General features: G+C 37.9%; 14 protein-coding genes and 1 riboswitch. Of the genes, 5 read left to right on the top strand and 9 right to left on the bottom strand.

Annotated features, from left to right (window positions below):
- Nucleotides 1-638: 638 nt before the first annotated feature.
- Entirely contained in the window at nucleotides 639-3,209 is a 2,571-nt protein-coding gene (locus ACOMCU_RS09205) for a vitamin B12-dependent ribonucleotide reductase (protein WP_421050010.1), read from the bottom strand.
- A 202-nt stretch (nucleotides 3,210-3,411) separates the two neighbouring features.
- On the bottom strand, nucleotides 3,412-4,242 hold the full coding sequence (locus ACOMCU_RS09200) for a lipoate--protein ligase family protein (RefSeq protein ID WP_010859771.1): 831 nt from the start codon (nucleotides 4,240-4,242) through the stop codon (nucleotides 3,412-3,414).
- Nucleotides 4,243-4,644: 402 nt separating this feature from the next.
- Here ACOMCU_RS09200 and ACOMCU_RS09195 point away from each other — a divergent pair, with 402 nt between their 5' ends.
- Complete coding sequence (locus ACOMCU_RS09195) at nucleotides 4,645-5,031, top strand: rhodanese-like domain-containing protein (RefSeq protein ID WP_010859772.1); 387 nt, start codon at nucleotides 4,645-4,647, stop codon at nucleotides 5,029-5,031.
- Between the two features lie 409 nt (nucleotides 5,032-5,440).
- On the opposite strand, the gene ACOMCU_RS09190 is transcribed toward ACOMCU_RS09195, so the two are convergent.
- Nucleotides 5,441-5,596, bottom strand: coding sequence for a hypothetical protein (locus ACOMCU_RS09190; RefSeq protein ID WP_155242460.1), 156 nt, complete (start codon nucleotides 5,594-5,596; stop codon nucleotides 5,441-5,443).
- A gap of 204 nt (nucleotides 5,597-5,800) precedes the next feature.
- A riboswitch (glycine riboswitch) is annotated at nucleotides 5,801-5,877 on the top strand.
- 166 nt (nucleotides 5,878-6,043) lie between these two features.
- Between ACOMCU_RS09190 and ACOMCU_RS09185 the strand changes: the two genes are divergently transcribed.
- Nucleotides 6,044-7,387, top strand: a complete 1,344-nt coding sequence (locus tag ACOMCU_RS09185) for an amino acid permease (RefSeq protein ID WP_219361635.1) — start codon at nucleotides 6,044-6,046, stop codon at nucleotides 7,385-7,387.
- A 320-nt stretch (nucleotides 7,388-7,707) separates the two neighbouring features.
- Here the strand turns inward: ACOMCU_RS09185 and ACOMCU_RS09180 are convergent, their stop codons facing one another.
- The 5 genes from ACOMCU_RS09180 to ACOMCU_RS09160 all read right to left on the bottom strand — a co-directional run bounded on the left by ACOMCU_RS09180 (nucleotide 7,708) and on the right by ACOMCU_RS09160 (nucleotide 16,270).
- Nucleotides 7,708-8,661, bottom strand: coding sequence for a glutaminase (locus tag ACOMCU_RS09180; protein WP_010859775.1), 954 nt, complete (start codon nucleotides 8,659-8,661; stop codon nucleotides 7,708-7,710).
- A 79-nt stretch (nucleotides 8,662-8,740) separates the two neighbouring features.
- Nucleotides 8,741-10,156 (bottom strand): M20 family metallopeptidase, encoded by a 1,416-nt coding sequence (locus tag ACOMCU_RS09175; protein ID WP_010859776.1) that lies wholly within the window; start codon nucleotides 10,154-10,156, stop codon nucleotides 8,741-8,743.
- Nucleotides 10,157-10,168: 12 nt separating this feature from the next.
- Complete coding sequence (locus ACOMCU_RS09170; protein WP_421050009.1) at nucleotides 10,169-11,419, bottom strand: MFS transporter; 1,251 nt, start codon at nucleotides 11,417-11,419, stop codon at nucleotides 10,169-10,171.
- A 396-nt stretch (nucleotides 11,420-11,815) separates the two neighbouring features.
- Nucleotides 11,816-13,138, bottom strand: coding sequence for a hypothetical protein (locus tag ACOMCU_RS09165; RefSeq protein WP_421050008.1), 1,323 nt, complete (start codon nucleotides 13,136-13,138; stop codon nucleotides 11,816-11,818).
- Nucleotides 13,139-13,405: 267 nt separating this feature from the next.
- A complete protein-coding gene (locus ACOMCU_RS09160; protein ID WP_421050007.1) occupies nucleotides 13,406-16,270 on the bottom strand; it encodes a hypothetical protein in 2,865 nt (954 codons plus the stop codon).
- Between the two features lie 443 nt (nucleotides 16,271-16,713).
- Between ACOMCU_RS09160 and ACOMCU_RS09155 the strand changes: the two genes are divergently transcribed.
- From ACOMCU_RS09155 to ACOMCU_RS09145, 3 genes are read left to right on the top strand one after another with little or no spacing between them, the layout of a single operon-like run.
- Nucleotides 16,714-17,163, top strand: a complete 450-nt coding sequence (locus tag ACOMCU_RS09155; RefSeq protein ID WP_421050006.1) for a hypothetical protein — start codon at nucleotides 16,714-16,716, stop codon at nucleotides 17,161-17,163.
- Nucleotides 17,164-17,184: 21 nt separating this feature from the next.
- Nucleotides 17,185-18,069, top strand: a complete 885-nt coding sequence (locus tag ACOMCU_RS09150) for a tetratricopeptide repeat protein (protein ID WP_421050082.1) — start codon at nucleotides 17,185-17,187, stop codon at nucleotides 18,067-18,069.
- On the top strand, nucleotides 18,062-19,360 hold the full coding sequence (locus ACOMCU_RS09145; protein ID WP_421050005.1) for an AAA family ATPase: 1,299 nt from the start codon (nucleotides 18,062-18,064) through the stop codon (nucleotides 19,358-19,360). Before ACOMCU_RS09150 ends, ACOMCU_RS09145 begins: the two co-directional genes overlap by 8 nt.
- 564 nt (nucleotides 19,361-19,924) lie before the next feature.
- On the opposite strand, the gene ACOMCU_RS09140 is transcribed toward ACOMCU_RS09145, so the two are convergent.
- On the bottom strand, nucleotides 19,925-20,074 hold the full coding sequence (locus ACOMCU_RS09140) for a hypothetical protein (protein ID WP_421050004.1): 150 nt from the start codon (nucleotides 20,072-20,074) through the stop codon (nucleotides 19,925-19,927).
- Nucleotides 20,075-20,147 lie beyond the last annotated feature (73 nt).

Genomic DNA, 20,147 nt, shown 5'->3' with positions numbered 1-20,147 from the left:
CATACCACCTTTTTCCTAATTTTATCACATATGTCTCCTAAAGATTTCTTCTCGATTGCTTAATAGCTTTTCCTCTTTATTCAACAAACTGTGCCTTTAACAGAACAATTTATTTTCAATTAACAATTCATTAATCCACCTTTTAATTCAGATGTTCTTTCCCTTCATTATAAAAATGCCCCTTTAGATAACCATATATCCACAGGGGGAAAACATCGCGACTTTATTTCAAACCTACAATAGATATAGCTTTATAATAAAGATTGATTAAATTAATACTAATAGCCTTGATAAACAAGCAAAAAGAAAGAGCGTGTTTTAAAAAAAGATTAATCAAAACACGCGCTTAATATATTTTATTGAATCATTCTTTTATAAAAAAGTTTGATCATTTCTATGATATTTCCTCCATTAAAGCGCCCTTTAATGGAGAAACATGCCAGGCAAGCCCTCAGCCAATTTCCCATGGCTTTTGGGACAGCCCCTCTAATCCTTTAACTGATGGAAAACCTGTTCAATTTTGCCTCAGTACCAAGCATGACAGTAAACATAAAAACACCCCTTTAGATTAATATAATCCAAAGGGGGAAAACCGTGCAACTTTATATCAAATTCACAATAGACACTTTTTCATTATTTTATAAACCACATTTAAGCTGTGCACCGCAGTTTGTACATGTGTTACAGCCGCCCATTTCCTCGACTGTTCCTTTACGACATACCGGGCAAGTATTCCCAACGTCAGAGCCGATAACAGTTGTTGACTCCAGCGCTTGAATCGTGTCGATTAATACGACCGGACGCTTTGTGTGTTCTTCTACTAGTTCTTCTTCAAATGATAGCTGATCCATATCATTTTCTTCGGCCTTTAGTGTAAGTACTTGTGAGTCACGGCTACCATCTACATAAACCGTACCACCTTTAGCGCCACCTTTATATAGACGCTCATATACTTTTTCTACCTGCTGTACTGTATAGCCTCTTGGAGCGTTCACCGTTTTTGAAATCGATGAATCGATCCATTTTTGAATGATACATTGTACATCGGCATGAGCCTCTGGTTTTAATTCCATCGATGATACGAACCATGATGGTAAGTCGTTCGCACTTGCTGCTGGATGACTGTCTAAGTATTCCTGAACGATTTCTGCTTTCACCTCGATGAATTTACCTAAGCGACCCGAACGGTAATATGTGAACGAGAAATAAGGCTCAAGACCTGTTGCTACACCAACCATCGTTCCAGTAGAACCTGTAGGCGCCACTGTAAGTAAATGCGAGTTACGAATACCTGTTGCTAAAATTTGCTCTTTGATATGCGTTGGCATTTTTTGCATGAAGCCTGTTTCTGTGAAGGCTTTACGTAAACGTGCAGTTTCTTCTGCTGTCGCACCTACTAAGAATGGGAAGCTACCACGTTCTTTTGCTAGTTCTGTTGAAGCCTCATAAGCAGTCTCTGCAATTGTTTTAAAGATTTCATCAACAAGTGCATTGCCTCCCTCTGAGCCATATTCTTTTTCGCAATAGATAAGTAAATCTGCTAAGCCCATTACCCCTAAGCCAACACGTCGCTCACCAAGGGCTTGTACACGGTTTTCTTCTAGGAAATAAGGCGTTGCATCAATAACATTATCCTGCATACGTACACCTACGCGTACCGTTTCACGTAATGCTTCATAATCAACTGTTTGATTTTCTTTATTAGCAAACTGCGCTAAATTTACAGCAGCTAAATTACACACCGAATAAGGTGCAAGTGGTTGCTCACCACATGGATTTGTTGCAACAACGCTTTGACCATATGCCTTAGCGTTTGTCATATCGTTTGCGTTATCGATGAAGAAGATACCTGGCTCTGCAGAGTATGTTGCACATACATTGATAAGATTCCAAAGCTCTTTCGCTTTAATCGTACGGTATGTGCGCACTTTATAGCCTAATTTCTCCCATTCACGTACGTCGCCAACCTTATGCCATTCCGTATTGTAGAGAGTCATTTCCTCTTTTGTATATTCTTCAACTGCTGGGAAACGAAGCTCAAAATCCGCATCTTTTTCAACAGCTTCCATAAATTCTTTTGTCAATGTTACAGAGATATTAGCGCCCGTTAAAAACTCTGAGTTATGGACTGTATACGTACCACCGTCGCGTAATTTATTTTCTGCATCACGAATAATCGCAGCATCAAATCCGCCTAAGCCTTCGATGTTTTTGTAATTTACAATACCCTGATACATTGCTTCATCTTGTTGAGATAAAGGCTTGAAGTTTAATTTTTCTTTTGCTAGACGGATAATAGACTTGTCCGTCGTGTTTTCGATTAAGTATCGTAAAATACGTGGATTTTGCATTTTTGAAATGATAAATTCCACAATATCAGGATGCCAATCGGCCAGCATAATCATCTGTGCGCCACGACGTGATCCACCCTGTTCAACAAGGTGTGTCAGCTTGGCAATATCGTCTAGCCATGAAACCGAACCAGACGATTTCCCGTTCACACCACGTGCTAAAGTATTACGTGGACGCAGAGTTGAACCATTTGTTCCTACTCCCCCACCACGGCTCATAATTTCCATTACTTGCTTACGGTGATCACTAATACCCTCACGTGAATCTGCAACAAATGGCATTACGTAGCAATTGAAGAACGTTACATCTGTTTCAGAACCTGCTCCATAAATAACACGTCCTGCTGGGATAAATCGCAATGATACTAATTGCTCATAAAATCTCTCAAACCATTCTTGGCGTTTTTCTGCTGTTTTTTCAACAGAGGCAAGCCCTGTTGCATTTCGTTTTGCGATTTGCTCATAATAAATTTCAAGAGGCTTTTCTAACACGTCAATTGAACGCGTAATCACACCCGTTTCTTGCTCTTTTGGCTCATCTAAAACGCTACGGTAGTCTTCCTCGATCAAAATGTCTGCTGTTTTTGTAGTCATATCAATCTTTTGAATTGTCCCTAAACCACGTGCAGGGAATTTTGGATCTGCCTTTACTGTTAAGACAACGAAATCACCAGCTTTTAATGTTTTCTTCTCTGTGTCCTTAAACGAGTAGCGATCGATCATTACCAATCTAGAAACACCTTTATGCGTAATGTGCATATCAGGGGTTACGGGGTGAACCTGTGGAAATAGTTCAATATCCTTGTTCAATTGTTCGATTTGTTTGTTTACTTCGGGTTGATGATTTGTGAGTACCATCGTTTTGCCTCCCTTATTTTCATCCTTACAATAATAAATACACAATATCATGTGTCGTTAAACACTACATATTGTGTATATTCCTTAACAAAAGATACTATATATAGTTTTTTAATTCAACTCTTGCAATTTTGACTAGAATCAGTACTGCTTGTCAGCACAAGGTTTAAACGCAAAAAAAATATTTTTCTTATACCATTTCTTACTTTTTGAAGTTCCAATCATCATGCGCATATTTTTTTTCTTCAAGTGCATGGACATATTCTAATTGCTCCTCAGAAAGTGTAAATGGTTTTAAATCAATTTGCAACGATTTTGCAAAACCATCTCGGAAAGCCGTCACACATTGTTCAATAGAAACAGGTTCTTTGACAAGGCTATTAATGGCAACAGCCTTCTCTGGCAGCTTTTTACGCATGCGTTCTTTCGCTTCATCACTTGAAAAATTAAATACTGATAATAGTTTTTCTTCATCGAGATCAAGTAAAATTGCACCATGCTGTAAAATGACACCTTTTTGACGCGTTTGCGCACTACCCGCTATTTTTTTTCCTTCTACGACAAGCTCATACCAACTTGGTGCATCAAAACAAACAGCACTCTTTGGCTGCTTCAAGTCGGCCTTTTTTTCTTCCGTATCCGGCACACTAAAATACGCGTCCATCCCTAAATTATGAAAGCCCTGTAAAATCCCCTCGCTCAATACACGATACGCCTCTGTTACCGATTCAGGCATATTTGGATAGCTTTCTGTGACAATGACGCTATATGTCAACTCATGTTCGTGTAAAACTGCTCTTCCACCTGTTGGACGTCGCACAAAACCTAGACCTTGTTCACGAACTGCTTCTAAATTAATATCTCTTTTCGCCTGCTGAAAATAGCCAATTGAAAGTGTCGCAGGCTCCCACTCATAAAACCGAATCACTGGAGGAATTAAACCCTCACTATGCCAATCAAGCAATGCCTCATCCAGCGCCATATTAAACGAAGGACTACATTTCCCTGAATTTAGAAAATACCAAGTTGTCATACAATCATCTCCTACAAGTATCAATTATGCCTCGGCGTAATTAAAACCAAATTTTGAATTGCTTTTTGGACCTGCGCAGGTTGACACAATGTTCGTCATCTCAGTCAAACCACAGGACGTGGCGATTTACCCAGGCAGGTCGATTAATGGTTGTCGCATAGACGCAACGGGTTCCTTCAAAACTTGTGCCATCCGCCGGGGCTTGTTCTTCATTCAAATTATTTTTACAATCACATCACCTTATAGAGGCAAGAGACTGCGTGACTGATACTACTTCATAACATGTGCTACTTAAAGCTATCTTATTTTTAGCCACAATCTAGTTAATTTTATCAAACTCATTGGACTATCGCTACCGCATCTTTTATAATGATAAAGAAGATAGAAAGGGGTAAGAAAATCTTGGACATACTTATCACAATTGGTGTAATTTTAGTAGTTCTAATTGCATATATCGCGATAAATGCAATGCGTCTAAAAAAAGCCGTAACCAACTTAACACAAGAACAGTTTATTGAAGGCTACCGTAAAGCACAGCTAATTGATGTGCGTGAGCAAAAAGAATTCGAGGCAGGTCATATTCTTGGCGCACGAAGCGTTCCTTCTACAGCACTACGTCAACGTTACAAAGAAATCCGACCAGATCTACCAGTATATTTATACTGCCAAAATACAGGTCGTAGTGCTCGTGCTGCACTATTCTTAAAAAAACGTGGCTACAACCAAATTTACCAGCTTGAAGGCGGCTTCCGTAATTGGACTGGTAAAATAAAAACAAAAAAACAATAAGAATTGCGCATTTGCACATTTTTCCGCTGACAGTTCACATAAAGCGCAAAAAAGCTGCACACTCGGTAAGCTACTGAGAGGACGAAACACGAATCGAAGCGACCTCCTGTGTGCGGCGCCAATGCCTATACTTTCTTATATTTTTTATAAAGAGCTAGCAGCTGTTTAATTGCTAGCTTTTTTCTAATATTCTGAGTTTCTACTATATAATAGTAGTTGTCTAACGACTAACCATTTAGTTCTCTTTCACCAAGCCCTTGATCATGCATAGGACAAAAAGAGTAAAGCACGTAAAGGTATATACATTTCATTAGTAGCGAACATTTCTTGTTGCACATAAATGATTCAGGCTCCATCGCTATCAGCCTGCTTGACATAGATACACATCTTGTCATACTCTTCGTTCTTTCTATAGCTCTGCTAAATTATGAATGGCTACAAGACTAATCTCTTTCATTTCGCCTTCTTCTGCCAATAACCTTGCTGCTTCCTTCACTTGATTCATCTTTTTACCTAATTCAGGAAAATAAAACGAAATCATGCTACTAGCTATGACAACCAGCATAAATTTAACTTTTTTAGTATGTCTAAAAATACTAAGTTGTGTTAATAATTTATCAATCGGCACGCTATTTTTCTATTTTCTGAAAATAGCCAATTTTTAATACTTGAATAAAAGCGTAAGCATTGATAGGATGTATAATATCTTAAAATATTGTATTGTCTTTACGACGATACGTGCTATGAATGCTATGGATAACACTATAGCAGGAGCATTTCTGGAGAGAGCGCAATATGCGTCGCCGAAGGGTTCACTATCTCAGGCAAAAGGACAGAGGAGTAATACAAACTTTCACCACGAAAGCTATACCACACGAATGTTAAGCTTAATTTTTTTAAATTAAACATCCTCAAATGGTATTTGTTATTCTGACGTTTACGAGACTAGTGTCACTACTAGTCTCTTTTTTATTTTCCAGTCTTAGCTTTACGCATCTTTGGAGGGGTTAACGTGGAACAACAACAGTTAAAACGCGAATTAAAAAATCGTCATGTGCAATTAATTGCCATCGGCGGCACAATAGGCACAGGCTTATTTTTAGGATCAGGAAAAGCTATCGCCTTAGCAGGACCTTCAATTATTCTCGCCTATCTAATTGTCGGAATTGCCCTGTTCTTTGTTATGCGTGCGCTTGGTGAACTATTATTATCGAATGCAGGTTATACATCATTTACAGATTTCGCCACAGAATATATCGGCCCATGGGCAGGCTATGTCACTGGTTGGACATACTGGTTCTGCTGGATTATGACGGCTATGGCGGATATTATTGCGGTCGGTGTCTATACACAATATTGGTTTGATATTCCACAATGGGTACCAGCAATTGGCTGTTTAGTACTGCTATTAATTTTAAATTTACTGACAGTAAAACTATTTGGTGAACTAGAATTCTGGTTTGCGCTTATTAAAGTCGTGACGATTGTTGCCCTCATTATTATAGGATTATTTATGCTATTCACTGGTTTCCAAACAAGCTCTGGTACAGTTTCTGTGGAAAATCTTTGGGCACATGGTGGGATTTTCCCTAACGGCATCTACGGCTTCCTCATGGCCTTCCAAATGGTAGTCTTTGCTTTTGTAGGTGTTGAACTAGTCGGTGTTTCCGCTGCTGAAACAGCAAATCCACAAAAAAATATCCCATCTGCCATCAATAAAATTCCAATACGAATTTTACTTTTTTACGTGGGTGCTCTTTTTGTCCTTTTATGCATTAACCCTTGGAATGAAATGTCTGCGGCAAGCAGCCCATTTGTGCAAGTATTTACACTAGCTGGAATTCCTATTGCAGCAGGTATTATTAATTTTGTTGTGCTAACATCAGCTGCTTCAGCCGGTAATAGTGGCCTATTCTCTACTAGCCGCATGCTCTTTAATCTTGGTAGCAATAAACAAGCATCACCATCATTTGCAAAATTAAATAAAAACAGCGTACCAAGTAATGCACTTGTTGTGTCTGCGTTTGTCGTATCAGTAGGAGCGTTATTAAGTAAGCTAATGCCGGAGAATGCCTTTAGTGTCGTGACGACAATTAGTGCTATCTGTTTTATATGGGTATGGAGTATCATTTTAATCTCTCATATTATTTATAAACGCAAAAATCGAGCACGCCATGAGGCATCGATTTTCAAAGCGCCATTTACACCATTTGTGAACTACTTGGTGCTTGCCTTCTTCGCCTTCTTATTAGTGATCATGTTCATCTCTGAAGCAACGCGTACAGCGTTACTATTAACACCGCTATGGTTTATTGTGTTATTTATTCTCTATAAAGTAAAAAGAAAATCAGAATGATCTGACTAACTTTTTTGGGTCAGATCAGTTTGTTTACAGTCTTTTTTCTAATAGAAGTGTCTATATGAGCCCGTTGATTTCTGCTACGGTGGACGCTTTTCGTGGGCATGGCTTCCGTCTCCTCGTCGCTACGCTCCTGAGGGGTTTTCAAAGAATAAAATAAAATCAGTAGACAAGCCTGTATGCTTGTCTACTGATTTTTTAGTGCATGTGCTAAGTTACAACATACCTCATTCTCAAGGATTACCCCAAGAACATTGGCATTCGCGCATTTGTACACTTAAGATTGCTCTATTATTCACATGAGCCGATTTGAGTAACTAAAAAATATTCATGTTCCACTCTGTGGCAATATGCTTCAGTAAATGAACACCTGCAACACTGTTACCTATTGTATCTATTGCAGGCCCATAAATGCCGATTCCACAACCAGCCGGAAATGGTGATTGTAAGCTTGCATGGCTTGGCACAGTCGCTAGAATCGCTCCCGAGACACCACTCTTAGCAGGCAATCCAATAAACGCCGCAAATTTACCAGACGCATTATACATACCACAAGTCACCATTAACGCTTTTGTTAATTTGGCTACTTGCTTTGGAAATAACTGTGTTTTTAATATAGGATGATATCCATCATTGGCAATTACTAATCCTATCATGGCCATATCAGCAACATCTACTTCAATAGCACACTGCTTTAAATAAACTTCCAGCGCTTCCTCAACTGGGCAATCTAAATAACCAGATGCCATCAAATAGTATGCTAGCGCTCTATTCCGATTAGCCGTTTCCCATTCCGAGTGAAAAACCTCTTCATTGACACTAACTTTTTTTCCTATCATTTTTTCTAAAAAATGCAGTAGATTATCTATTTTTTCCTGTGGTGAGGCGCCTGCAAGCATAGAAGATACTGTAATAGCTCCTGCATTAATCATCGGGTTAAAAGGTTTTCCTGGCTGATGACTTTCTAAGCGTACGATGGAATTAAACGTATCACCTGTAGGTTCTACATCAACACGCTCTAATACATAAGACAATCCTTTATCCATACATGCTGAAATAAAACTAACAATTTTAGATACACTTTGGAGTGTAAAGGTTTCAGTTGTATCTCCTGCCCTCATTTCCCTACCATCTGGGCCGATGATAGCAATGGCTAGTTGATTTGGATCTTTTTGGGCCAATGCTGGTATATAGCTAGCGCAGTTTCCTTCTTTGGCATAAGGTCGAAACTGTTCCACCCATTGTGCTATTTTTGTATGATCTTCTATCATATTTAATTTCCCCTTTCAAGAAAAACAGAGCCTTCATAGCATTACTCTATGAAGACTCTAGTCAAATTTAGCCTACTTGTTAAAACTTCGGAGGAGTAGCGTCCTGTGGAATTAACGAAACATAAGGTTCACCATCAAGACGCTCTTGCCATTCTTTCGTCGCCTCTTTAATAAGCGCTGGATTGTCGATCAATGTTATTGCTGTACAAGCCATGGTTTTTGCCGCCTGCAACATGCCTTTATGCGCAATCGGCATCACACCTTGAGACACAACCTGCCATGTATGAAGCGGTGTACCTAAAGCCATGCATGTTGTTGTACATTGCACAGTTGGAACATTCCAGCTTACATCCCCTACATCGGTAGAGCCACCCATTATAAACTCTGGTAATATACTAGGTATGCTATCAGCAATGACTTTATCTTTTAGCTGTATGGCATCCATTTTATTTAGCCCTACTAATGCTGTTGCCTGAACCTCAGGAGAAAATGTCTTAAAAATAGCTGCAGCATGCTTGTCGTCTTCAGTTGTATACGTAGGCATGCCAATTTCAAGCATTTGCTTATACATAATATCATAAAGTGTTTTATTTGGTATAAGATTTGCAGCGGCTCCTTCAAAAACAACCTCTACAGATGTTTCTGTCATTAATGTGGCACCTTTTGCTATGTTTTCAACACGCTTATAAATCTCTTGCACTTGATGTTTTTTAGGTGCTCGTACTAAGTATGTCACCTCTGCATACTGTTGTACAACATTTGGTGATGTCCCACCTGTATTGGTCACTGCATAATGTAAGCGCGCTTCCGGAATAATGTGCTCACGTAAATAATTAACACCGACATTCATTAACTCCACGGCATCTAAAGCACTTCTTCCAAGATGAGGAGCCGCGGCTGCATGTGCACTTTTTCCCGTAAACTTGAAAGTAGCTGCATAGTTTGCTAGAGAACTACATGTCATCACTGTTGAAAAGGTACCTGGATGCCATGATATCGCAATGTCTACATCATCAAAGATTCCCGCCTGAGCCATATAAGCCTTCCCTGAACCATTTTCCTCAGCAGGACAGCCGTAAAAACGGATAGTCGCAGATTGATTATTTTCCTCAAGGTAATCTTTAACAGCCACTGCTGCAGCAAATGCACCTGTTCCTAATAAATTATGACCACAGCCATGACCATTCCCTCCCACCTCGAGCGGTTCATGCTGAGTGGTGCCGCCTCTCTGACTTAAACCCGGTAGCGCATCATACTCACCAAGAAAAGCAATAACTGGTTTCCCTGTGCCAAATGTTGCTACAAGTGCTGTATCAAGATTGGCAATACCAATTTCCGTCTCAAAGCCTTCTTTTTCTAAAGCTTCCTTCATATATTGAACAGATTTTTCCTCATGGAAGTGAAGTTCAGGAACTGCCCAAATGGCATCACTTAACTGTATACCCGCTTCCCTCTTTGCTTCGACTAATGTTGAAATTTTTTCATGTAAACGCATACTTTTTCCTCCTTAAGCGACTGTATTATTTTCTGAATTCAATAGATTTCCTTTTTGATCATTCAAAGTAAGGAGCGCTATTATACAAATTACCGCAAAGGCAATTAACATCCAAAAGGCTGCATCAAATGAACCGTCAAAGGCATCTACCATAAATCCAATAGCCATTGGTGTCACAAATCCCGCTAATTGCCCACCTGTATTGGCAACGCCCATTGCTGAACCTGTAATGGATGAAGGCAATTTCTTTAGAACAATGGCAGGCAGCAGTGTGATTACAAATGCAATAAAAATAGAAACCATAGTTTGATAGCCTATAAACATTGTCACTGTTTCAGCAGTAAACATTAAATATAATAAAAGCCCAATGATTGCACATGAAATGGAACCTAAAATTTTATCCATCCCGCGCGGTAATTTATCTATGATGTATCCGCTACCATACACGCCAATAATCGTCGTGATAGCTGGAATTGTTTGTGCCCAACCAATGGACATCAAATCGAGTCCACGATTTTTCTGAAGATAAGTAGGAATCCATGATACTAATCCCCAGTTCACTGCATAAATACAGAAATACGCAATGATTAAATTCCACATAAGCGGCGTTTTAAATAGTTCCTTAAAGTTCACTTTGTTTGTAGCACTCACCTGATTTTCAACATTTCCAGTTGATGCCACTGTATCTTCAGGTAATTTAATATATTTCCAATACAAAAAGGCAATAATAGCGCCAATCGCCCCAATAATGATGAACATCATACGCCAACCGATTGTCCCTAACATATAAGCCGACAGTAAAGGAACAATTAGTGACATAATCCCCGCAGAGGTAAGCATAATCGACATCGCTCTACCTCTTTCTTCCCTCGGAAAGATAGTAGCGATTATTTTTGAGCTAGAGGGTTGAAATCCACCTTCTCCAATACCAAATAAAAATCGAATAACAATCATTGTTACTAAAGACCAAGCCATAGCTGTTAAACCTGTGAAAATTGACCACATAATTACCGATAGAAGTAAGATTTTTTTAGCACCAAATTTATCTGCAAGCCAACCACCAGGTATCTGCATAATCGCATAACCTAGAAAAAAAGCACTTAATATCACGCCCGTTGAGGAAGCATCTAAACTTAGATCGTCTGTGATGGATACTACTGCATAGTTCATGATGTAGCGATCTAAGTTCCCTAATGACCACCCTAAAAATAATAATCCTAATATCAAATTTCTAGATTTCTTTGTTATATCATTTGTTACCATGTCATGCCCTCCCATGTTTTAAAAATGCATTTTCACTACATAAATCTAAGGATACGATTTGCTTTGAAAAGGTATTTATCCGTCTGCTTCGAGCGATATATTTTAACCAATTCAACATAGTTCGTAGCCAGTTAAACACGATTGCGTTCATCTCTCCCTGTCTATTAAAATCAATCCCCTTATATAACGACAATTTCGTTATATATTCGTATAATAAGCAAAATTATATGATATTTCAATATTTTTTTAAAATTTTTATAAATAAAAGATGGTGCCCCCAAAATAATTGAGACACCATCTATCTAAAGAAAACTGTATAACCCCCTGTTTCATCGTGCTTTTTCATAATCGAAAAATGTCCCAAAAACCATTTAGAAGGTTCGGGACATCTTTTCATTAATTTGTATTTTTTGACGAGATAAGTTGGTAAATTTTAATCGGTCTTCCCCGTGTATGTTGCAACTCTTCACCATAGATTTTGGCTAAGCCTACACTACATAAATCTGCAACTATACGCTGTGCATTGCGCTCACTCATCTGGAGTTGTGACGCTAAATCTTTTGTCGTAAAATGCTTCCAACGCATTTTTTGAATTAATGCTTGAATTTTTGTATATGTTTTAACACTTACACTTGCTTCTTTCAATTTCTCAATTACAACGGGATCTTCCGCTCGATAAGAGTACGAGAGCTCCTCCGTATTGCCCACAGATTCAATAATGGTTCCATCGTCTTGAATCATCACAATATCAATGGATTCGTTTACTTTCGTTTGATGCAATCCCCTATGAGCGTGTAATTCCGCATTAAACACAGTCTGAGCAAAGCCAATGCCAGCAGTCACTTTCGCATCCATTTCGATTGACAGCTGATACATTTTTTCTTTTATAAATTGAATTTGCCCTTCGATTGCTCCTCTCGTGCTAAAAATTGTATATTTCCCATTGCCTTCTTCTATTAAGGAACCATCCACCTGTTCACATAGCTGCAACAAATTTTCCTTCATCCGTAATTCTAAATACTGAATTTGATAGCCTAGCTTCATCCGCTCTTTTAATGAGTCGAAATCTTTTATTTCTAGCATTAGAGCGCCAATTTGCGTCTCTTTATAATAGGAGGTCTTGATTTTTTCAGTAAATAACTGAACGGTATGATAAATCTCAGTCTTTGTAGGGGATACCCAATAAGAGGGAACACCCGCTTCTTTTAGCTGTTCATCTACTGTTGGATAACAAGTAATGGCAAATTCAATTTTTCCTTTCTGCCAAAGCTGAAAATGAAAGTCAAATAACTCTTTCGGATCAATTGCTACATCAAATTCTTTGACAAACAGCTGTTTCACATTTTTTTCGATTTTCTCAAGCCCTTCTGCTGCCATCTGTGCAGGAGAAGGAATAATATCTACACTTACACTGTCAATGAGCTTTCCCATACTATAAGATTGCTCCAAAAAACCTTGATAAATGGCTGCCTCAGAAAAGAAAATATGTGTAAGTTTGTCCTGTGGCACGCTCGTCTGACTGGCAATCTGAAATGGTATATAGCCAGAAAAAAGCCAAAAATCAACATGCTGATCATGGGCTTCCACAATATTTTTTGTTTCCGTAGCAATTGAATAAATATAGGGCTTAAACTCCATATCCTGTTCAATTTCTTGGGCTAACAATATAATTCTTTCTACCGATTTTGCAGGCCCAACAACACCAATTTTATACATCATTTATTCCTACTTTCTATGTCAACTGCTCTCATCATGCTAAATATATATTGGTCTCTACCTTTCAATTGTAAATAGTATAACGAAGAAATGAACGGCTAGCCAAATGAAAGGACCATCACAATAGGTAGTGATTTCAAAATTAACTTTCTATTTTATCTATATAACCCATAATAGAGCAAAATTTAGGCATAAAAAACCCCGAACTACATAACAGTTCGGGGTAATATTTTATGCAAATTGTGTGAAAATTGTGTGGGTGCCAGGCACCTACAAATCATTTGGATATAACTTATTATATAGAAGCTCTAATTTTTTCGAAAGCTTCCCATACGCAGTTTGCCAAGCTTTGCGAGCTGTTTCACTATTTTCAGCAGGAATTGCTTCATGCAATGCATGTACTTCCGCTACTTTTTTCAAATCACTCTCAGCTTGTGTTAGCTTTGAATAATTTTTCACGATGTTTTTTTCTGAAGAACTCAACTTATCATAGTCTGCTCGGATTGTCGCTACCTTCGTTTGTAAATCAGCTACATAATCACCATTTTGAACAAGCAAATTAATAGCTTCTATTAAGCCTAATGCCGTTTCGTTTGCTTTTTGTTGGTTCTTATCAGCCTCAATAATCTTTTGGCGAGTATCCTGGCTTACCAAGTTCATTTGCTTTGCAGTAAGTTTTGCAAATGCTTTAATAACCGTTGTTGGATTACTAGCAAATGACTTATCATACTGCTTCATGAAAGTCTCTACTTTTTTAACATCTGAAACAGCTGCTGTTAAAATCGAGGCATTAGTGATGAGCTTCTTATCACTTGAACTCAACTTATTATATTGAGCAGAAAGATTCTGAATTTCTTGGAGAGACACCGTATATAAATCGTCCGACACCATTGCCGCTATTTGTCCATTTAATTTTGAAATATTCGGTGCATTTCCATCTACTAAACGATTATTTAGTAAATCTTCGTACTGTGGTTTTGCTAAATGCTGCTGATTTGCTGGTAATTTTGCATAGGCCTTTTCCACAGTCTCTATTTTCTTCGCTTGTTTAGCAACGTCCATTTCTTCTCTAGCAGTTTGTACCTTTTTATGGAATGATTTTACCCCAGTAATGTCTTTAGTTGCTGCCGTTAATAAATGATAGTTTGTCACATACTTACGTGCTGAAGATGAGAGGTTTTTATAAGTCGCAGTCGCAGTGTTTACAGCTGTTTCTAATTGCGTGAAGGAGTATTTTGTTACATCAGTAAACTTCGCAATGTCAGCTTTTAAAGCTTCTGCTGCCGCTTTATCTGCTGGCTCTTTACCATCAACCGTTACATTTGGTGATTTATTCAAAAATTCATCTGCATTATAAACAAGTGATTGCTGCAAGCTTGTCAACTTATTATAAGCTTTTAACGTATTACTATAGGTCGATTGTAATTTACTTTCAGCTACACCGCTTGTCAATGTAAGATTTTTATATGCGACCATGTCCTTAATGACTTTTTCTGCTGTTTTGATATCTTTTTGCAGCGTTAAAATGCTTTGATAACCGATAATTTTAGCAGCTGAAGTTTTCGTTAAGCTTTTATAATCAGTAATTATTTGGTTAACATTTTTCACATGACCTTGCCATGATTCCGCAGATGGATTTATCGGATAGCTTACGTCTCCTATGTAGCGAGCTATCTCAGTATTTAAAAAATAAATTTGATTTTCCTCTGCATTTTCTGCAGCTAGTAATTGCGTGACATACGTAGCTGGCACTAGTTGCAGCTGTTTGTAAGTGAGCTTTTCATAGGCTGTACGAATTGATTTTGCAGCTGTTACTTGCTTGCTCGGTGTATTATTTACTGATAATTTATCGAAAAGCTTAATAAATTGTTCAATCTTTTTGATGTCCTGCTTCGCTTCATTTAAGATTGTTTGATTTTGTACAGTTACTTGGTAGTTTTTTGATAACTTCGCTATATCTGTTTCAATCGCCTCAACAGCTACTTTTAGAGACTCCATGCTTGTAGGTACGTACTTCACAAGGGAATTTTCATAGGATAGTAATGCAACAATCGCTTGATTCAATCTTCTTACTTCAGCAATTTCTGCAATATCTGCAGGTTCTTTCAAAATGTCCTTAATATTAGTATATAAAACATCACCTATATCTAAGCTGCGTTGTAATAAATCAAACTTATCGTAGGCATCTTCAATTTCTTTTATATATTTAGGTAAGTCTTTTTCACTTACTTCTTTTACTTTATTTACTTTTTCATTTAGTTTGTTTATTGCCTCTACGTCAGTAAGTGCTCTCTTTAATACATCATAGTTGGTCACATTTGCCTTCGCAGCGGGCGATAGGTCTTGATATTTTTTTTCTAATGCATCTAAATCCGCTTTAAATGATTCTAAGCTTGATACATTATATTTGCTGTCGCTTATACGTAAAGTTTTAATATCGTTAATCAATGTATCAGACGGTTCTTTAGATACTGTTATCGGTGCAGATACATCCGACTCAACAACCGCTGGACCTACCTTCGCCTGCACTTTCACTATAAAATCTTTCATTCCATTTTCTAATGCATCTGCTGGAATTTTATAAGTACCAGCTGTTGCACCGTTGATAATAGTGAACGATTCACCTACTTTATAAAACCATTGATAGCTATATGTAATTTGACTGCTTTGTAACTTTGCCCCGCCTTTATCTGTTACTTTGGCCCCTGATACCCTTACCGTTTCACCTGGTGCTACAAAGTTTGTAGTCGAATCAAATGTTGGCTGTGTAATCTCAAGTTCCAATGTATTAATGGTACGTGATTCACTTTTATACGTACTACCTGTTGTCGAAGTCGCTTCTACAAAAATTGTTTTACCTGCTGCTTCAGCTGGGATTGTAAAAGATGCCATTGTTGCACCTGAAATTGGTTTGTTCGTAGTAGTCTTGGTACCACTTTCGTTCTCTACATAGTACCACTGATACTTATTTACAATTGTGTTTGCTGGTAAGTTTTCAATAGACGCCTTTAATGTTTCATTTACGGTATTCGTTCCTGTGATTAAAATCGTTGAAACTCCCTCTGCTCCAGCTACTGTAGGAACAATAAGGGCTGCCGGAATAGCTGCTACGGTGAAAAGTAATTTTTTATTCAATATTCAGTCCTCCTCATTTCATCTCTAAAATTATATCGGTAACAATTCAATAATTTCCTTTGTTTTACCGCATTTTTCTCATAAAGTGTATTTCTTACCTATTTTAATAATTAAAAAAATAATAATTTGATTTTATTTCCCATTTTATATCATAAATCAACTTTATTTTTCTTTTCCAACTCTTACCCAACCATAATGGAAGTATCTTCTTCCTTTTTTCTGACAAAAAAATCTAGCCATCAATAATGATTGCTAGACTTTTTTTGTTTATTTATTTTTAACTTCATACTAGGTTTAATACCATTTTTCGACTTATTCATTAAAATTCAATAACCATTAGAAAGTATGCAATTACCCTTTAAGCAGTTTCCAAGATTGTTATATATATGTATAATACAAATGTTATTATACTATTTATAACATTTAAGGAGGTAGATGGGTGTATGGAAAATCTATATACACCAAGTTTGACCGGGAGTGACGTGGAGAAAACAAAAAGCTTTGAGGTTAGCAACCTATTTTTTGTCGCAATAATTGGTGGGATTCTTGCAGTTTCAGTGTTAGGTATACGAAATGCAAAGTCCTTGAAATTAGAGAAAAAATACATACAACTATTAACGGTTATTAGTATTATTCTATTCATATCCAAAATTGTACTCGTTTACTTAATCGCACAACAATTAATAGCGATTGATGATACGTTTATTAAGCTTGTTGGGCGATTAACTGGAGCTGTTGGCTTTTTTATATTCTTTGCATTTCTTAACAAACCCTACAAAGAACATATAGCAGTTGGTGGAGATACAGAACCTTTAATGGGATTAGGCTTGACTTGGTGTATACTGGCAGGTCTGATTGATGCACTTATTCTAGCGTTTATTTTAGCAATGTAAAAAAGGAAGGCGTGTACCTTGATGAACGAATACGAAGAAACATCTTTTGAAGTCATCGAGCATTATTTTGATATTGGAAAATATAATCAAGTTATTGAGCTCGTAAAGGAAGAATTACAAGACCATATAGAAAATAGTATGCTTTGGTATATGTTAGGATATAGCAACTATACTATTGACGAATTTGATGATGCTGAAGAGCAATTACTCGAAGCGATGAGATTAGGCCATGATGAAGAAATTGTCTTTTATGTATTAGGCCATCTTTATATGGAAACTGAGAAATGGCAAGAAGCGGAAGCATCCTTTCTAGAAGTACTTTGCTTGAATCCAAACGATGCAGAGACACACGCTAGCTATGCCGTCCTAATGAAAAAAACAGGTCATCGAAAAAAAGCAAAATTATTAATAGAAAAAGCTTTAGAATTAGATCCAGAAAATGCCTATGTTCTACGAAAGCATTTTACTTTAGAAGGCGTCCATGGTGACAAGCAACAACAAGTACTAGCACTTGAGCAATATATGAATTCCGCAGATAGTGAATTAGCCAAGCTACTGCATCTTGGCAATAATGCTTCCTTTCGACATAACGACAAAGAAGCTAAAGAATATTATAGACAAGCCTATCTTCTACAGCCAGAAGATAAAAATTTACTATCAATATTAGAAGAAATGGAATTTTCAGGACACCCATTATTAGCACTAAATCGTATAATAGAACGCTTTGGAGGTGCACCTGTTTTTTGGCTAATTGGTGTTGGGACGACTTTCACACTCTTGTTCTTGGGTTTTGAAGATATAGGAATATTATGGATGAAGTGCTATATTGTACTTGCACTTTATACATGGATTTCAGTCCCATTAGTGAAGGGACTAAAAAAATTAAGGGGATACAATTATGGATAAAGTAAAATGGTTACAACAAATGGTTGAGCAAAGCCCAACAGACCCTCAGGCACACTACTGGCTTGGAAAAGAGCTTGCTGAAAATAGTCGTTGGCTAGAAGCCATTCAGTCTTATACTACTGGCATTTCTTTCTGTGCAGACGAAACGCTACGTATGGAAATCATCAATGAACTGACTAAGGCGAGCATACATATTCAACAAGCAGAGACAACGCACCCCGAACAAATTTATGTGTTGGATGAAGTTGACCAGGTTAACGCGATCAACGAGGAGAACGAGGGTGACGAAACAATTGCCGCTTCAGCTGAAGAGCTATTTGTAAAAGTGGAAGAAGAAGAGACAGAACAACAAACAAGTTTATTGGATCTTGAACCGCGATTAAAAGTCATTGATGGCGAAAATCCCAAAATAACTGCAAAAAAAGTGAAGAATCAAGTCACGTTTGCAGATGTTGCTGGTCTTGACGATTTAAAAAAGACTATTAATCTTCGCATTATTAGTCCTTTTTACAACAAAGGTCTGTTTGCAAAGTTTCGAAAAAAAGTAGGCGGTGGTGTTCTCCTGTACGGACCACCCGGATGTGGAAAAACATTTATAGCCAAGGCAACTGCTGGTGAATGTAAGGCTAATTTCTACCCTGTTCATATTACAGACATTCTAAGTGGGTACACTGGCGAAAGTGAACAAAATTTAGAAAGCTTTTTTGATAAAGCACGTTTGCAAAAGCCAAGTATTATGTTCTTTGATGAAGTAGATACACTTGGTTATAGTCGTTCGCATTCTTCAGCAAATGCTAGAAGCTTAATTAATACCTTCCTTACAGAGATGGAAGGAATCGATACAAACACAGATGAAATTCTTGTAATGGCAGCAACGAATACCCCGTGGGATGTTGATAATGCGTTAAAGCGTCCAGGTCGATTCGACCGACTCATTTTTGTCGCCCCACCAGATGAAAAAGCAAGAAAACTAATTTTTCAATTGAAGCTAAAAGGAAGATATGCTGAAGACATTGATGTAACAACACTTGCGGCGCAAACTGAGTTTTTCTCAGGTGCAGATATCGAAAATGTCATAGAATTAGCTACTGAAAATGTACTTGCTGAAATTTTAACAACTGGTGATGAACGACCAATTACAACAAATGATCTACTACATGTATTAAAAGATTTACAACCATCTACATTAGAATGGCTACGTACAGCAAAAAACTACGTTAAATACGCAAACCAAACAGGACTCTACAATGATGTTGAAAAATATCTGCGTGCCCATGGTCGGCGCATATAAAATAAGATTCAAGGCAGTAAGGAAAATCAGCAGAAAAGAGGCATCTCAAACTTAGAGACGCCTCTTTTTTAACGCTATAGTTTATGCACAACTAAATAATGGGGCCATCTTGGGGTAAGCCAGGTTTATCGCTTCCGTCAGTCGGAGTTTTATTCGAGTCAAGGGAATCGCTCGGGTCCTTATGGTTTCCGCTCAGTTCGAGCGAAGAAACGCTCGGGTACTCACGATTTCCGCTCGGGGCGAGGCCAGTATCGCTCGGGTCCTACCGTTTAACGCTCGGGTCAAGTTCAGTTTCGCTCGGGTACACACGCTTTCCGCTCGGGTCTAGTCAAGAAATGCTCAGGCACTCACGTTTTCCGCTCGGGTCTAACCAAGATTCGCTCTGGTACACGTGGTTTCCGCTCGGGTCTAACCAAGATTCGCTCTGGTACACGTGGTTTCCGCTCGGGTTAAGGTCAGTTTCGCTCAGGCGAGCCAAGAAACGCTCGGGTCTAGCCAAGAATCTCTCAGGTATCTAGTTTCCACATGAGACACGACCAAATACCTCCCCATTAGATAGTAATATCAGTAAAACTCCCTTACTTCATTTTCTGGCATAATAAAATCTACAACCTCCAATTTTACATATGCTATATGTATCCATGCGTATACAATTCCAATAAATCGTTTCAATTTTTTATAAGCATTCATTCGAAAAACTTCCGACTGCGGCATCAAAAAACCTCCTACTCAATGTTCGTACTGAACTCATCGCCTCAGCACGAAATTAATTAGAAGGAATTGATTA

Source organism: Lysinibacillus sp. UGB7 (assembly GCF_049058285.1).
Taxonomy (GTDB): domain Bacteria; phylum Bacillota; class Bacilli; order Bacillales_A; family Planococcaceae; genus Lysinibacillus; species Lysinibacillus sphaericus_B.
Note: the sequence above shows the minus strand (reverse complement) of the source record. Positions and strands in the feature narration are given on the sequence as shown.

Bases quoted from the DNA above. Each gene is read 5' to 3' on its own strand.
- ACOMCU_RS09205 (WP_421050010.1), bottom strand. From the start codon at position 3,209: ATGGTACTCACAAATCATCAACCCGAAGTAAACAAACAAATCGAACAA.
- ACOMCU_RS09200 (WP_010859771.1), bottom strand. From the start codon at position 4,242: ATGACAACTTGGTATTTTCTAAATTCAGGGAAATGTAGTCCTTCGTTT.
- ACOMCU_RS09190 (WP_155242460.1), bottom strand. From the start codon at position 5,596: ATGCTGGTTGTCATAGCTAGTAGCATGATTTCGTTTTATTTTCCTGAA.
- ACOMCU_RS09180 (WP_010859775.1), bottom strand. From the start codon at position 8,661: ATGATAGAAGATCATACAAAAATAGCACAATGGGTGGAACAGTTTCGA.
- ACOMCU_RS09175 (WP_010859776.1), bottom strand. From the start codon at position 10,156: ATGCGTTTACATGAAAAAATTTCAACATTAGTCGAAGCAAAGAGGGAA.
- ACOMCU_RS09170 (WP_421050009.1), bottom strand. From the start codon at position 11,419: ATGGTAACAAATGATATAACAAAGAAATCTAGAAATTTGATATTAGGA.
- ACOMCU_RS09165 (WP_421050008.1), bottom strand. From the start codon at position 13,138: ATGATGTATAAAATTGGTGTTGTTGGGCCTGCAAAATCGGTAGAAAGA.
- ACOMCU_RS09155 (WP_421050006.1), top strand. From the start codon at position 16,714: ATGGAAAATCTATATACACCAAGTTTGACCGGGAGTGACGTGGAGAAA.
- ACOMCU_RS09150 (WP_421050082.1), top strand. From the start codon at position 17,185: ATGAACGAATACGAAGAAACATCTTTTGAAGTCATCGAGCATTATTTT.
- ACOMCU_RS09145 (WP_421050005.1), top strand. From the start codon at position 18,062: ATGGATAAAGTAAAATGGTTACAACAAATGGTTGAGCAAAGCCCAACA.
- ACOMCU_RS09140 (WP_421050004.1), bottom strand. From the start codon at position 20,074: ATGCCGCAGTCGGAAGTTTTTCGAATGAATGCTTATAAAAAATTGAAA.